The sequence below is a fragment of the Bradyrhizobium sp. LjRoot220 genome (genome assembly GCF_964252915.1).
Lineage (GTDB): Bacteria > Pseudomonadota > Alphaproteobacteria > Rhizobiales > Xanthobacteraceae > Bradyrhizobium.
The window spans coordinates 1,560,433-1,575,821 of record NZ_CAXUPS020000001.1; the positions used below are offsets into that span (position 1 = coordinate 1,560,433).

The window sequence follows — 15,389 nt, forward strand, 5'->3', positions numbered from 1 at the left end:
GTCACGGCGCAAGGGTTGGAACGGAACTTCGATCATGCGCTTGCTGGTGCGGTTTTTGGGTTTCTTGTTCGCCGCCGGAACCGTGGTGTTCCTTGTGGGCGTTGCCGGCGTGGCGGGCGCGATCTGGCATTTCTCCAAGGACTTGCCGGATTATTCGCAGCTCCAGGATTATGAGCCGCCGGTCATGACGCGCGTGCACGCCTCCGACGGCGCGCTGCTTGGCGAGTATTCCAAGGAGCGTCGACTCTATTTGCCGATCCAGGCGGTGCCGAAACTCGTCATCAATGCGTTCCTCGCCGCCGAGGACAAGAACTTCTACGAGCATGGCGGCATCGACTTCCAGGGCATGGCGCGCGCCGCCGTGGTCTACGCGCAGAATTACGGCTCCAACCGCCGGCCGCAGGGGGCCTCGACGATCACCCAGCAGGTCGCAAAAAACTTCCTGCTGACCAACGAGGTCTCCTTCGCCCGCAAGATCAAGGAAGCCTTGCTGGCGATGCGCATCGAGCGCGCCTATTCGAAGGACCGCATCCTCGAACTCTATCTCAATGAAATCTATCTCGGCCTCGGCGCCTATGGCATCGCGGCGGCGTCGCTGGTCTATTTCGACAAGTCGGTGAACGAACTCACGATCGCGGAAGCATCCTACCTGGCGGCGCTACCGAAAGCGCCGGCGGCGCTGCATCCGGTGCGCAACCGCGACCGGGCGATCGAACGCCGCAACTACGTCGTCGATCGTCTCGTCGAAAACGGCTGGATCAAGCAGGCTGACGCCGAAAAGGCGCGCAAGGAACAGCTCATCGTCACCAGCCGTGGCAATGGCGCGCATATCTTCGCCGGCGAATACTTCGCCGAGGAAGTCCGCCGCGACATCTTCGAACGCTACGGCGAAAAGAAGCTCTATGAAGGCGGTCTCTCGGTCCGGGCGACGCTCGATCCGAAGATGCAGGTGATGGCGCGCAAGACCATGGCGGCCGGCATGGTCAACTACGATGAGGCACAAGGCTGGCGCGGCGCGCCAAGCAAGCTCGATATCTCCGGCGACTGGGGTGTGAAACTGGCCGACGTCAAAGCGCTGGGCGACATCGCACCCTGGCGGATGGCCGTGGTGCTGGAGACCAGCGACCAGTCGGCCCGGGTCGGTTTCCAGCCGAGCCGCGAACTTGGCGGCGCCGTCTCCAAGCAACGGCAGACCGGCATCATTACGATCGATGGCGTCAAATGGGCCAAGGCGGCGTCGGGACCGACCAGGGGCAAGACGCCGACATCGGTCGCGCAAGTGCTGGCGCCGGGCGATGTGATCTATGTCGATCCGCTGTTCGGCAAGGACGGCAATCCGGTCGAGGGGCAGTACCGGCTGCGCCAATTGCCTGAAGTGTCAGGCGCGATGGTGGCGATGGATCCATGGACCGGCCGCGTGCTGGCCATGGTCGGCGGGTTCTCGTTCGACCAGAGCCAATTCAACCGCGCGACGCAAGCGTACCGGCAGCCGGGCTCGTCGTTCAAGCCGCTGGTCTATTCGGCGGCGATGGACAATGGCTATACGCCATCGACCGTGGTGATCGACGCACCGATCGAAATCGATCAGGGGCAGGGCGCCGGCGTCTGGCGCCCGGAAAACTATTCGTCCGGCAAGTACCAGGGCGCGGTGACACTGCGCAACGCGCTGCGGCAGTCGCTCAACACGGTGACGGTGCGGCTGGCGCAGGACATCGGCATGCCCCTGATCGGCGAATATTCCCGCCGCTTTGGCGTTTACGACGAACTGCCGAACTATCTGTCCTATGCGCTCGGCGCCGGCGAAACCACGGTCATGCGAATGGTCACGGCCTATTCGATGTTCGCCAATGGCGGCCGCCGCGTGAAGCCGACCTTGATCGATCGCATCCAGGACCGTTACGGCCACACCATCTTCAAGCATGACGCACGTGAATGCCGTGGGTGCGACGCGCCCGGCGGCTGGAAGAATCAGCCCGAACCGCAACTGGTCGACCGTCGCGAGCAGGTGCTCGACCCGATGACGGCCTATCAGATCACCTCGATGATGGAATATGTCGTGCAGGCTGGCACCGCGACGGTGGTGAAGGAAGTCGGCAAGCCGATCGCCGGCAAGACCGGAACCACCAACGACGCGAAGGATGCCTGGTTCATCGGGTTCTCGCCGGACCTCGTGGTCGGCATCTATTTGGGCTACGACAAGCCGCGTACCCTCGGTGGCAAGGCGACCGGCGGTGCGCTGGCGGCGCCGATCGCGCGCGACTTCCTCAAGCTTGCGTTGGCCGACAAGGCCGCGATCCCGTTCAAGGTGCCGGCCGGCATCAAGCTGGTTCGCGTCGATGCCAAGAGCGGCATGCGCGCAGGTCCCGGCGAAGGCGGCCGGACCATCCTGGAGGCCTTCAAGCCGGGCACCGCGCCGCCGGACAATTATTCCGTCATTGGCGTGGCCGATGCCGATGGGCGCGCCCCGCAGGGATATCAGGGCGGATATCAGTCGCCTGACTCCGGCAACATCATGCGGCCCGGCGGGCTGTACTAGGCTTGTTGGTGCGAAGAAACCGCTTGGGACCAAACCCCAGGCGGATTGCGCTTTGTGAGAGACATCGCTACATCCGGGACCTTACAGATATTGGCGGTTTGCACCGCAGATCAGAGACACCATGCGCGCCGAAGTCGAACGCCTCGTTGAAGAGATCAAGCAGTCAGTCGGGCTGCTGAGGAGGCATCTTTGACGTCGAACAGTCCACGGCCCGGCTAGCCGAGCTGAACAAGCTCGCCGAAGATCCCACTCTCTGGAACGATCCGCAGAAGGCCCAGAAGCTGATGCAGGAGCGCACCTCGCTGGAGGATGCGCTGCAGGGCATCGGCAAGGTCGAGCGCGAGCTCAGCGACAATGTCGAGATGATTGAACTCGGCGAAGCCGAGAACGATGCCGGCGTCGTCACCGAAGCCGAGAACGCCCTGAAGGCCCTGAAAAAGGAAGTGGCGCGGCGCGAACTCGAAGCGCTGCTGTCGGGCGAGGCCGACCGGTTCGATTCGTATCTCGAGGTCCATGCCGGCGCGGGCGGTACCGAAAGCCAGGACTGGGCCGAGATGCTGCTGCGCATGTATACGCGCTGGGCCGAGAAGCACGGCTTCAAGATCGAGTATCTGGAAGAAACCCAGGGCGAAGAAGCCGGCATCAAATCCGCCACCATCCAGATCTCCGGCCACAATGCCTATGGCTGGCTCAAGACCGAAGCCGGCGTGCACCGGCTGGTGCGGATATCGCCATACGATTCCAACGCGCGCCGCCATACGTCCTTCTCGTCGGTCGCGATCTTTCCCGTGGTCGACAACAGCATCAAGATCGACATCGCCGAGTCCGACGTGCGCACCGACACCATGCGCTCCGGCGGCGCCGGCGGGCAGCACGTCAACAAGACCGAATCCGCGGTTCGACTGACGCATATCCCGACCGGCGTCGCGGTGGTCTGTCAGGCCGGCCGTTCGCAGCACAAGAACAAGGCGCAGGCCTGGGACATGTTGCGCGCGCGGCTCTACGAAATCGAGCTGAAGAAGCGCGAGGAGCAGGCCGCCGCCGACCAGGCCGCCAAGACCGATATCGGCTGGGGTCACCAGATCCGCTCCTACGTGTTGCAGCCCTACCAGATGGTCAAGGATCTGCGCACCGGCGTGCAGACTTCGGACACATCGGGCGTGCTCGACGGCGATCTCGATGAATTCATGGCCGCGACCTTGGCGCAGCGAGCGTTCGGCACCGGTCCCGGATCGGTCGAGGATGTGGATTAGCCCATGACGACAGTCGCTTTCATCGGCCTTGGTCGAATGGGCCATGGCATGGCGGGCCGCTATCTCGATGCCGGTTTTTCGGTAGCGATCTGGAATCGCAGCAAGGCGAAAGCCGAGGATTTGATCACGCGTGGCGCGCGCTGGGCCGCTTCGCCGGCGGATGCGGCCGATGGCGCCGATGCCGTCGTCACCATGGTCGCCGATGACGGGGCGTCTCGCGCCGTGTGGCTCGGCAACGATGGCGCTGCCACGACGATGAAGTCCGGAACGCTGGCGATCGAATGCTCCACGGTGTCGTACCAGCACGCGCTTGAGCTTTCGCGCGAACTGCGCGGGCGCGGTTTTGTCTATGTCGACAGCCCCGTCACCGGCCTGCCGGACGCGGCGGCCGCGGGAAGACTGACCTTGCTGGTCGGCGCGGAGCCGGCCGACCTCGAGCAGGCGCGGCCCTATCTGGCACCGCTCTCGACCACCATCCGCCATTTCGGCGCGGTGGGATCAGGCACGGTCTACAAGCTGATCAACAATCTGATGGGTGCGATTCAGATCGCGGGCATTGCCGAGGGACTGGCGATTGCCGAGCAGGCCGGGCTCGACATGAAGCTGGTGCTGGAAGCGATTGAAACCGGCGTCGCGGCGAGCCCGCAGGTGATCCGGCATTCCAAGCGGATGGCGGAGCGCAATTTTGCCGATGCGACCTTCACCGCAGCCCTGCGCCAGAAGGATGCGGCTTACGCCGTCGCTTTGGCCGAGAGCCTGTTGTCGGCGCCGCCGATCATGGGACGCGCCGCCGTGCAATCCTACGACCGCGCCAAGGCCTACGCGCCCGACGACGACGAAGGCAAGATGATCGAGATCGTGTCGCGGCCGAAATAGGCGCGCACGTATTCGGAAATCGGGTGGGAACGGCACGCGCGCCGGAATAGATCTGCGTCAAACGCAGACATGAGCCGCAATGCCCGCCCATGACAACCGAATCGACGCCCGCGACTGGTCGCTGCTTGGCCTGCTTTCGATCCTGTGGGGCGGCTCGTTCTTTTTCAATGGCCTGGTGCTGCGCGAACTGCCGCCGCTGACACTGGTATTCCTGCGCGTGGCGCTGGCGTCGATCATCCTGCTGCCGTTGCTGTGGGTCTACCGGATTGATTTTCCAAAGGGGGTTTCCGGCTGGAAGCCGTTTTTTGCGATCGGGCTTTTCAACAACGTATTGCCGTTCTCGCTGATCGTGCTGGGACAGATGAGCGTCCCGAGCGGGCTCGCCTCGATCCTGAACGCCACCACGCCGCTGTTCACGGTTGTCGTGATGGCGTTGGCCGGCGAGGAGAAGCTGCAGACGCGACGTATCGCGGGCGTCATCGTCGGGCTGATCGGGGTCGTCATCCTGCGCGGCTGGAATTTTGACGGCGAGGGGTTTTGGAGCGCCCAGGGCATCGGCATCCTGCTCTGCCTCGCCGGCGCGTTCAGCTACGGCCTTTCGGCGCTGCTGGCGCGACGGCTGCTGTCAAACTCGCCGCCGCTGGGAACGGCAACGTTCCAGTTGCTGGCTTCCAGCGTGATGATGATGGTTGTCGCCGGCGTCATCGAACGCCCCAGGCAATTGCCGATGCCGGGGCCTGCGACGTGGGGCGCGGTGATCGGTCTGGCGGTCCTGTCGACGGCGCTGGCCTATATCGTGTTCTTCCAGATCCTGCGGCGCTCCGGCGCGACCAACGTCATGCTGGTGACACTGTTGATTCCGGTGACCGCCATCGTGCTCGGCTATCTCGTGCTGGGCGAGCAGATATCGCCGCGCGAAATCGCGGGAGCGCTGGTGATCGGCAGCGCGCTGCTCTTGATCGACGGGCGGGTGCTTGAGCTGTTTCGAGGACCCGCTGTCGTGCGATAGTCTAGCCGGCGTATTCGGTGAACTTCTTGTAAATCCAGCGCCGGCCGTCGTGACGCCGCCAGACCTGGCCGGTCAGCAATCGTCCGGTGATGGATCGCCGCGGAATGAAAATCTTCCGGACGTGCCAGACTTCGGCCCAGGCGGGCTTCGCACTGAGGCTCAATATTCGTAACCGCTCCTGGCTTCCGGCATGCATGGCGCGCGCTCACGATTTAACGAGGCCGCCGGGCGGAATATGATCGCCCGACGGCGAAGTTAACAGGGGTTGGGACGGATCAAATCGTCCACTGCATGGATGATAGCGCGCGGCGGTCGCAGCGCAATCGCAGTCGCTGGTTAAGCTAACCTGTCAACCTTACCCGCGGTGTTGCCGACGGTCTTGCCATTGCGCGAACCAGCCGGAAAATCGTCCGCTGTCGCGCTCGCCGCCATGCCAGGCGGCATAGACCGCGCCGTCATCGGCCACCAGCACGACAACGTCGAGGCCCTTGGAGCGCCGCAGCGTGTCGATGGCCTGTTGCGGCGTCTGCGCGATCGGACCGGCGACATTGAACGACGTGTTGACGGATATCTCGACGCCGATGTGCCGGCCGAGCGCCTTCAAATAAGCGTAGGTGAGGGGATCGTCCTTCGCGTTGACGATCTGGATGCGGCCAGTGCCGTCGGCATGAACGACCGCTGGAATTTTGTCACGCGCGCTCGGTTTCGATTGCGCCGTCAGCACCATGTAATTGTAGGCATTGTAGCCGGCATCGGAGGCGCCCGGCAGCAGATTGAAATATTGCTGGGCGGCTTCGAGCGTGGCCATCGGCGCCAGCGGGCGGATCGCCTCGCGGTATTTGACGCGTTCGTTGAGCCGCTCGCGCGCCTCGGGATTGCAGGGATTGGCGAGGATCGAACGGTGGCCGAGCGCGCGCGGTCCGGTCTCGGCGGCGCCCTGATAGAGCGCGATCACACCGTTCTGCGCAACCATGAACGCCATCAGGTCGGCGACGGCGTCGCGGCTAGCGGCTGTCGAGATATCGCCGATGCGTTGCGAACTGATGTCGCCAGTATCAAGCGCATTAGCGATCTCATCGTTCGACGGCGGCAGGCCGCAATAGAACGCGTGCGTCATCGGCGCGCCGCGCGGGGCGTCGGCCAGATGCGCGAACATCCAGGCGGCGCCGATGGTGACGCCGGGATCGCCGGGCACCGGCGGCACCCACAGATGCAGGCGCTCCTTGCGTTGCTGCGCGCGGACAAACCAGGCTTCATCGAAATGTTCGAGGAGCCGCATGTTGCCGATTGCGTTGAGCGCCACGCCGCCGGTCAGCACCAGCCGGCTCGCACTTGTGATACGCAAGAGATGATCCACGACATGGATCATGGCATCCTCGAACACCAGTTGCGTTGCGGCGGCCTTGTCGAGGCGATCCTTGGTGTCGGGACGATGATGGATGTCCTCGACGCGGAGGAGCGCGTCGGGATTCCAGAGCTGGTCGGGCTTGATTGATGGTCCAAGGATGTCGGTGAGGGGTGTCTTGTATGGGTTATCGAACGGATCGCAATACCAGTTGGCCATGGCGCGATTGATCATGACCTCGCCGGCCTCGCCGAAATGCAGGACCTGTCGCAGCCGCGCGTAATAGGGATTGCTGGCGCGGTTCATGTCGCCCCAGGCGGCCGCGCCCATGTAGCGGCCTTCGCTGGAGAGCCAGGTCCAGCCGCCCTGCGTTGAAGAAATCACGCTGTAGAACGCGCCCAGTGAATCGAACATGCTGTCGTTGCAATAGAGCCGGCGCATCTTGCCGTTCTCGACCACATAGAGCGATATCGATCCCTGATCGCCGGTGCCATCCAGCACCGCGACCGCAACCGGCTCACCATCGTCGGCAAAGGGCGAGGCGGCAAAGGAAAACCAGGCGTGGTTGTCGTGATGCGGCAGGCAGATCAGCGGCACGCGCTCCGCAAGTCCCAATTGCCTGGCAAGGATCTTCGGCGTCCGCGTCATCTGGTCGAGACGTCGTCCGTCGAAGCCGGCGGCCTCGGTGGTGCGCAGCAGCTTCAGGCTTTGCGGCATTTCCTCCAGCACCGAGCGAGCCAGCGTTCCCGCCAGCGTCGGGTAATCCCAGCTGGTAAGCCAGGCGTCGACATCGCCGATGTCGCGCCCGATGCCGCGCAAGGTCGCAACCATCGCGTCAACAGAGGCGCGCGGATATTCTGTGGTGTGCTTGTTGCCGGAAAAGCGTTCTTCCTCGTTGTTGAGGATCAGACGGGGGCCGTGGGCCTGCGTGACCTCAACCAGCGCCACGCCTGAATTGTGCGTGCCGGGCGCGCCGAGGCCGGCGAGATAAACCGTTTCTCCGCGCGCGAGCTTGTCGCGGACCTGCGCGATCCGCGCATCGGCAAATTTTGAACCGAGCTGATGAAAACCGGCCGCGCCAAATGTTTTCGCAGCCAGCCATCGCGCGGCACGGAAACCGGCTGCGGCGAGCTTCGGATGGCGGGGACCAATTCGTGTATCTGGGTTCAATTCGCGGGGCCTTGCAGGGGATATGTGTCGCCGCCTGCATCAATCATAAAAGGCGGCGCGCAACAATGCCGTTTCATCCTGCGGAATAAGCCGCGCCTTGCCAGCCCGCGCGCGGCTTGCGACACTTTGGCAAAACAATAAACGACATGGGAGAGAACGATGACGGCTCGAATCCGAACCCTGGTTGCGATGACGGCGATCGCCGCGATGACTGCGACCGCAGCCAGCGCGCAGAAGAAATACGATCCGGGCGCGTCCGATACCGAAATCAAGATCGGCAACATCATGCCCTATAGCGGCCCGGCCTCCGCCTACGGCACCATCGGCAAGGCCCAGGCCGCCTATTTCAACAAGATCAACGCCGAAGGCGGCATCAACGGCCGCAAGATCAACTTCGTCAGCTATGACGATGCCTATAGTCCGCCGAAGGCCGTCGAGCAGGCACGCAAGTTGGTGGAGAGCGACGAGGTTCTGCTGATCTTCCAGCCGCTCGGCACGCCGTCGAACTCGGCGATCCAGAAATACATGAACCTGAAGAAAGTCCCGCAACTTTTCGTGGCGACCGGGGCGACTAAATTTGGCGATCCGCAGAATTTTCCGTGGACCATGGGCTGGCAGCCGAACTATCAGAGCGAGGGTCGGATCTACGCGGCCTACATCCTGAAGAATTATCCGAACGGCAAGATCGCTGCGATCTGGCAGAATGACGATGCCGGGCGTGATCAGATGAAGGGATTGCGCGACGGCCTCGGCGTCAAGGCCAACATGATCATCGCGGATAAATCATACGAGGTTGCCGATCCCACGCTCGATTCGCAGATCGTGGCGCTGAAGGACTCCGGCGCCGATATCTTCATGACCTGGGCGGCGCCCAAGGGCGCGGCGCAGGCGATCCGCAAGGTCGCGGAGCTCGGCTGGAAGCCGGTCTATTTCCTCGGCAACGTCTCGACGTCGGTGGCCACCGTGCTCAAGCCGGCCGGGCTCGACAACGCCAAGGGCATCATCTCGACAGCTTACATCAAGGATCCGACCGATCCCGTGTGGAAGGACGACGCGGGCATCAAGGCGTGGGCCGCCTTCATGGACAAATATTTCTCGGATGGCGACAAGACCAACAACAACAATGTCTATGGCTACGCGACCGCGCAAACCATGGTCCAGGTGTTGAAACAGTGCGGCGACAACCTCACGCGGGAGAACGTGACGAAGCAGGCCGCCAGCCTGAAAGGCTTTACCAGCGATGTGCTGCTGCCCGGCATCCAGATCAACACCGGCCCGAACGATTTCTTTCCGATCGAACAGATGCAATTGATGAAATTCAACGGCCAAAGCTGGGAGCTGTTCGGCGACATCATCGCAGGCGAGGTTGGGCACTAAGTAGCGCCCGGATTGATTCAGCTCATCCTGCGCAGGGTCGAGGACGGCGTTTCGCCGAATTTTTTGCCGTAGGCGTAGGCCATGCGGCTGAGATGCGTAAAGCCAAGTTCGAAGGCGATCTCCGTGATGCGCTCACCGGGGCGGGCGCTGTTCAGCCGGGCATTGAGGTGGGCCAGCCGGATATCGAGCAGCATCTGTGAAATGGAGGTGCCGAAATGGCGCCGGAAGCCGATTTGCAGCGCGCGGATGCCGATGCCGGTGACTTCCGCGAGTTGGGCAAGATCGAGCGGCTCGGCCGCATGAGCATGCAGACAATCCCGCGCCCGCCGCAACGGTCGCGGCAGGGTTTCGGCGCGGCCGCCGAACACCTGCATCGCGTCGCTCAGGCTGTGGCGGTGACCATGGAGCAGGGCGCCGAGCAGCGTCTCGCGCAGTTCGGCCGCCGCGATCGGCGGCAGGCGGCGGCTCGGTCCGAGATGCTCGGCCAGATCGACCAGATCGGCGGCCCGTGACTGCAGTTCACGCCCGCAGGCCTGGTTGAGATCGATCGCCGGCGCAAACTCGACCGCGCCGGCCGGCTTTCCCGAAAGGGCTGCGGCCCGCTGTTCGACCAGGCGGCGGTCAACCAGAAGGATCAGTTGGGCGCAATCGCCGTCCCATGTCATCTGCGTCGGGACCGTCGGCGACAGCAGCGAGGCGAGCGTGCCGGGATGGCTCTCAACCTCGCAAGCCGCGGTTGCGATCCGCGCCGATCCGCGAAGCGGAATCTGCAGCAGAAAGAAGCGGTCGAGGCAGCCGGGATCGATCGATACCGACCCGCCATAGGCGACGTAGTTGATGGAGAACCCGTCGAAGGCGGCACAATTGTGCAGGGCGTAAAAACCTGGCGCCGACGGGCGAGACGGCGTCAGCTCATGGGGGCAGAAGATGCGGCCGATCGCCTCGGCGGCGGCATCGACGCTGTCGGTCGATACGCGATTGAACGCGGCCAGCCTGGCGTCTCGAACCTGTTCCGCAACGGCTGCGCCCATCGTCCTCACACGGCCTTCGGGTTGTTTCAATCCTATAATATCTTCGGGGCGGATGCTTGGAAAGGCGATTTGGCAGGGCACGATTGCCCGATCGTCGCGCAGCCGGCGGCGACCCGCGCCGCGACGATCGTGCGCCGCAAGATCGGCCAGGCCAGGCCAAAAGGAATTCCTGGCGTCGCCGGTGGCGGATTCGTTTTGCGGCTAGACGGCCGGGCGGGATCGCCGCAGCCTGTGCCGACACGACGGATTTATCCGACCGATAAACCATCCAGCAGGAGACGGCACATGGCAGCGCTCGAAAAAGGTATCACCGCTGATGGCACCGGCTACGGCGGTGTCACCTGGAATATCCTCGGTCAGGTCTATTTCCCGAAGGCGGTGACCGATTCCACCTTCGCCTTCGAGACCAACAGCGATCCCGGCCAGTTCGTGCCGGTTCATATCCATCCGACCCAGGACGAATTCATCCTGGTGCAGGAAGGCGAACTCGATCTCAAGCTCGACGGCGTCTGGGTGAAGGCGAAGGCCGGCGACCTGGTGCGGCTGCCGCGCGGCATTCCGCACGGATACTTCAACAAGTCCGACAAGCCGGCGCGTGCGCTGTTCTGGGTATCGCCGATGCAGAAGCTCGAAGCGCTGTTCAACCGGCTGCACAACATGACCGATCCCGCGGAGGTGGTCCGGGTTTCCGCCGAGCACGAGGTGAACTTCCTGCCACCCGAGGCCAACGAATAGCGGCGCGCGCGTTTTCAGCTTCACGACGGAGACAACCATGGTCAAGCAAAAGCGGGTCTGCATCATCGGCGCCGGCGTGTCCGGGCTTGCCGCGGCCAAGGCATTTTCGGCGCGCGGGCACCACGTCACCATTGTCGAGCGCAGCGGCGACCTCGGCGGCGTCTGGGAGCCGGCCAGATCCTATCCCGACGTGCAGACCCAAAGCCCGAAGGAGCTTTACCGCTACACCGACAAGGCCATGCCGGCGTCCTATCCGGAGTGGCCGAAAGGTCCGCAGGTCCATGCCTATCTTGCCGAATACGCCTGCGATCATGGCTTCGATCGATTGATCCGCTTCAATACCGAAGTTATGCAGATGAATAGCCGCCCGGACTTAAAGCCGGGCTGGCGGCTCGATCTACGCAGCGCCGATGGCAGCACCCAGGAGGATTTTGACTTCGTCGCGGTCTGCATCGGGCAGTTCAACGAACCGCAGACCCTCAGCCTTCGCGGCGAGGACACGTTCAAGGCGCAGGGCGGGCGCGTCCTGCACTCCTCGCAATACAACGATGCCGGGCTTGCCAAGGGGAAGAAGGTGGTCGTGCTGGGCGGCTCGAAATCGGCCACCGACATCGCCGTCAACGCCGTCAATTCCGGCGCCAGCGAAGTCACGCTGGTGTACCGCGAACCGGTGTGGCGGATTCCCTACTTCATCGGCGGACTGATCAACTTCAAGCGCATCCTCTACATCCGCGCGCAGGAGGAGATGTTCAAATGCTGGGGCATCGGGGCGCTGTCGCGATTCAAGCACGCGGTGGCGAAGCCATTCATCTGGGCCAACTGGCGCGGCCTGGAAAGCATGCTGAAGCTGCAGCTCAAGCTGAAAAAGTGCGACATGGTCCCCGACCAGCGCATCGAGGACGGCGTCAACTGCTCGGTGCCGATCGCCACGCCGGACTTCTTTCCGATGGTGGCCGATGGCCGGATCAAGGCGATCCGCGGCAGCTTCGACCACTATGACGGCAGCAGCGTCGTGATGACCGGCGGCGAGCGCGTCGCAGCGGATCTCGCCATCCTCGCCATCGGCTACAAGCTCGGCGTGCCGTTCCTGCCGCAGGCGCTTCGTGACCGGCTGGTTGACCCCGACGGCCAGTACAGGCTCTACCGGCTGATTGCCAACCCGGATCTGCCGGACATGGGTTTCGTCGGCTTCAACTCCAGCTTCTGCACGGTGCTGTGCGCCGATTTGGCGGCAAACTGGCTGGTCCGTTACGCCGACGGCCAGCTGGCGCAGCAGCCGAGCCCCGCCGAGATGCGCGACAACATCGAAATGATGCTCAACTTCAGGCGCGTGGAGCGGCCGGCGGCCGGTGTTTATGGCGGGCTGTGCGTGGCCCCCTACCACTTCAAGCATTTCGACGAGTTGCTCGCCGATATCGGGACAATGAAACGCCGGCGCGGCGCGCTGGTGGAGAAATTCACCCCGCCGGACGCCGATGCCTATGCGCGGTTTCTCGCTTCTGCACCGGATTATAAGGTGTTGGCTTGAAGTCGGATCTGATCGGAAGGCAAAGAAAAGGCGAACTATCCCGAGCTGAGGCGCACGCCGGCGCGCAAAAACTTCTGCGGGTCGACTGCGTCGCCGTCGATCCGGGTTTCGTAATGCAGATGCGGCCCGGTCGAGCGGCCGGTCGAACCGACCGCGCCGATCACCTGTCCGATCCTGACGACGTCGCCGACCCTGACGTGAATCTCCGAAAGGTGGCCGTAGCGGGTCGACAGTCCATTGCCGTGATCGATTTCGACCATGCGGCCATAGCCGCCCATCCATCCCGACGTGGCCACTTTGCCGTTCGCGGTCGCGCGCACCGGATCGCCGGTTGCGGCGCGGAAATCGAGACCGGTATGCATCGCCGGCCGGCCGAGGAAGGGATCGCTGCGGACGCCGAAGCCGGATGTGAATTCGACCTCGCCGACGACGGGTTTGCGGTAGGGCACCAGTGCCAGCGTCCGGTTCAGCCGCTCGACCTGGGCGCGGGTGGCGTTGATCCGGTTGAGCTGGCGCTCGAACGGCCCAGCATCTGCGGCAAGTTTGACGGGGACGAAGGGGCCGCCGACGCCCGAACGCGGGGTCGCGGCTTCGAGTTGCGCCATGTCAAGGCCGAGATCGGTGAACACGCCGCGCATCCGGCGAACGCGCGATTCCATACTGTCTTCGACCGAGCTCAGCGCCGCCAGCTGGCGCCGCTCGACCTGGTCGAGTGAGGTTTGCAGGCGGACCAGGACATTGTCGACGCCCTGAACCTTGGCGTACTGGCTGGCTTGCGGCTTGACCACAACGGGCGCGCGCGATTCCAGCCGCGCTTCACGATCCGGCGGCGCCACGAAGATCACGGTGTCGCTGATCGGGCTGGGTTTCGGGATGCCGGAAGCCGGCGTCTCGACGGCGGCGCCGCGTGCCGGCGGCCGGATCGATCCGGTCGCCGCGGTGTCCGGAATGGCGCCGAGCGCGGTGGCGCGGGATTCCAGCGCGGTCTGGCGCTTCATGATCTGGTCGAGCTTCTGGTCGAACTGTTCCTGATCGAGCAACTGGCGGCTGGTGGTGCGGTCGACCTTGGCGCGCAGTTCGGCGATGCGGTCTTCATAGGCGTATTGCATCTCGGCCTGGCGGGCGATCAGCCGGGTCAGGACGTCGTCGCGAAAGGCGAAATAGGTGGCGGTCGCCGCCGACCACATTCCGAGCACGACGACCGTGCCGACGACGATCCAGAACACCACGGGCCCGAACCGCACCTGCTTGCCGGCGTGAACGATGGCATAGCCGTCATTGGCCGCGGGCAGTGCCGCGACTTGCGCCACGGGACGGCGCGCCCGGCTCTCGTGGGGATGATGGTGCTGTTGCTGGTGGTGATCGGAATGCTGACCGGAACGGTACGACATCGGCTCTCCCGCGCCGGTCGGACAGGGTTCCGTACGGCTCATTTGCGAGGCCGATTTGACCCACTCATGGTTAATTTTTGGGAAATGGAACCGGGAAAGTCATAGCGTTTTTGTGCGAAGCCTGCCCCGGACTCGATCCGGGGCTGCGGTTCGCGTGAAGAAACGCGTCGATAAAAGGATTTAGATGGCTTGCGCCGCAGCCAGGACCTCGTCGGCGTGGCCATCGACCCGGACATTGCGCCAGATTTTGGCGATCCTGCCGTCGGCCCCGATCAGAACGGTGGTGCGAAGAATCCCGAGGAAGGTCCTGCCATACATGGATTTTTCGCCCCAGGCGCCATAGGCCTCCAGCATCTCATGTTTCTCATCCGAGATCAGAGGAATCGAGAGCTGGTGCTTGTTCCGAAAGGACTCCTGGGCCTTCACGGTGTCGGCGGAGATACCCAGCACGGCCGTTCCGCTCGCTGCGAAGGCGTCCTTCAAGCGGGTGAAGTCGATCGCTTCCCGGGTGCAGCCGGGGGTGTCGGCGCGTGGATAGAAGAACAGCACCAGTTTCTGGCCGGCAAAATCGGCCAGCGAAATGCTGTCGCCGCCATCGCGCGGCAACTGGAAGCTGGGCGCCTTGGCGCCTTCGACCCGCCCGGATGCCGGGGCCGGCTTGGTGTCCGGCTTCGCAGCCGGCTTGGGAATGGGCTTCAAATCCGGCATCGGCGCCGTCAATGGCTTGGATTTTAACGATTTCGATGCGGGCTTGTGGGATTCTTTGGTTACAGCGCTTCGGGTTGCCGTGTCCGGCTTCTTGGAGACCGCCTTGCGGGCCTTGGTCACGGGCGTTTTGACGGCGGCTTTTGCGGCGCCGCGGGTCGCCTTCGCGGTGGTCTTTTTTTGGGCGGATGTCTTTGCAGGCGTCTTGGCAGGTGTCTTGGCGAGTGTCTTTGCGAGTGCCTTGGAGGATCCCTTGGAGGATTTCTTACGCGTTTTCTTGGACATACGCCTTCCTTTCGTCGCTTTCGGCGGATCAACCAATAGGGTATTGCGGGTCTCACCCCGGCCTATCGGATTCGCTCCGGCCGCTGGGCAAGTTTGATGACCTCGGAGTATGGTTACAAGGAATTCGACGCACCACCCGTCCGCTCGT

At 63.5% G+C, this 15,389-nt stretch carries 12 protein-coding genes; 7 read left to right on the top strand and 5 right to left on the bottom strand.

All coding sequences use genetic code 11. From position 1 onward, the window contains the following. The first annotated feature begins 34 nt into the window (after window positions 1-34). The 4 genes from ACSQ84_RS06870 (at window position 35) to ACSQ84_RS06885 (ending at window position 5,674) form a co-directional block, all read left to right on the top strand. Window positions 35-2,536, top strand: coding sequence for a penicillin-binding protein 1A (locus ACSQ84_RS06870; protein WP_436210860.1), 2,502 nt, complete (start codon window positions 35-37; stop codon window positions 2,534-2,536). Window positions 2,537-2,657: 121 nt separating this feature from the next. Further along, a protein-coding gene (gene prfB, locus ACSQ84_RS06875) for a peptide chain release factor 2 (RefSeq protein ID WP_436210861.1) occupies window positions 2,658-3,789 on the top strand; the annotation gives its coding sequence in 2 pieces (ribosomal slippage) (window positions 2,658-2,726 and window positions 2,728-3,789; 1,131 coding nt in all). A gap of 3 nt (window positions 3,790-3,792) precedes the next feature. Then, entirely contained in the window at window positions 3,793-4,665 is an 873-nt protein-coding gene (locus ACSQ84_RS06880) for an NAD(P)-dependent oxidoreductase (RefSeq protein ID WP_436210862.1), read from the top strand. 79 nt (window positions 4,666-4,744) lie between these two features. Further along, complete coding sequence (locus tag ACSQ84_RS06885; protein ID WP_436210863.1) at window positions 4,745-5,674, top strand: DMT family transporter; 930 nt, start codon at window positions 4,745-4,747, stop codon at window positions 5,672-5,674. A gap of 1 nt (window position 5,675) precedes the next feature. Here the strand turns inward: ACSQ84_RS06885 and ACSQ84_RS06890 are convergent, their stop codons facing one another. After that, complete coding sequence (locus ACSQ84_RS06890; RefSeq protein WP_436210864.1) at window positions 5,676-5,837, bottom strand: hypothetical protein; 162 nt, start codon at window positions 5,835-5,837, stop codon at window positions 5,676-5,678. Window positions 5,838-6,029: 192 nt separating this feature from the next. Beyond that, complete coding sequence (locus ACSQ84_RS06895; RefSeq protein WP_436210865.1) at window positions 6,030-8,189, bottom strand: carbamoyltransferase C-terminal domain-containing protein; 2,160 nt, start codon at window positions 8,187-8,189, stop codon at window positions 6,030-6,032. 159 nt (window positions 8,190-8,348) lie between these two features. Between ACSQ84_RS06895 and ACSQ84_RS06900 the strand changes: the two genes are divergently transcribed. Continuing rightward, window positions 8,349-9,566, top strand: a complete 1,218-nt coding sequence (locus tag ACSQ84_RS06900) for an ABC transporter substrate-binding protein (protein ID WP_436210866.1) — start codon at window positions 8,349-8,351, stop codon at window positions 9,564-9,566. Window positions 9,567-9,583: 17 nt separating this feature from the next. On the opposite strand, the gene ACSQ84_RS06905 is transcribed toward ACSQ84_RS06900, so the two are convergent. Beyond that, window positions 9,584-10,597, bottom strand: a complete 1,014-nt coding sequence (locus ACSQ84_RS06905; protein ID WP_436210867.1) for an AraC family transcriptional regulator — start codon at window positions 10,595-10,597, stop codon at window positions 9,584-9,586. Between the two features lie 285 nt (window positions 10,598-10,882). On the opposite strand from ACSQ84_RS06905, the gene ACSQ84_RS06910 reads away from it, so the two are divergent. Both ACSQ84_RS06910 and ACSQ84_RS06915 read left to right on the top strand, forming a co-directional pair. Further along, the gene (locus tag ACSQ84_RS06910; RefSeq protein WP_192739844.1) at window positions 10,883-11,332 is read left to right on the top strand and encodes a cupin domain-containing protein; all 450 of its coding nucleotides are present in this window, start codon (window positions 10,883-10,885) and stop codon (window positions 11,330-11,332) included. A 37-nt stretch (window positions 11,333-11,369) separates the two neighbouring features. Then, on the top strand, window positions 11,370-12,860 hold the full coding sequence (locus tag ACSQ84_RS06915) for a flavin-containing monooxygenase (RefSeq protein ID WP_436210868.1): 1,491 nt from the start codon (window positions 11,370-11,372) through the stop codon (window positions 12,858-12,860). A 35-nt stretch (window positions 12,861-12,895) separates the two neighbouring features. Here ACSQ84_RS06915 and ACSQ84_RS06920 read toward each other — a convergent pair whose 3' ends face one another. Then, a complete protein-coding gene (locus tag ACSQ84_RS06920) occupies window positions 12,896-14,251 on the bottom strand; it encodes a M23 family metallopeptidase (protein WP_436210869.1) in 1,356 nt (451 codons plus the stop codon). A gap of 180 nt (window positions 14,252-14,431) precedes the next feature. After that, window positions 14,432-15,241 (bottom strand): redoxin domain-containing protein, encoded by an 810-nt coding sequence (locus ACSQ84_RS06925; protein WP_436210870.1) that lies wholly within the window; start codon window positions 15,239-15,241, stop codon window positions 14,432-14,434. Between the last annotated feature and the right edge of the window lie 148 nt (window positions 15,242-15,389).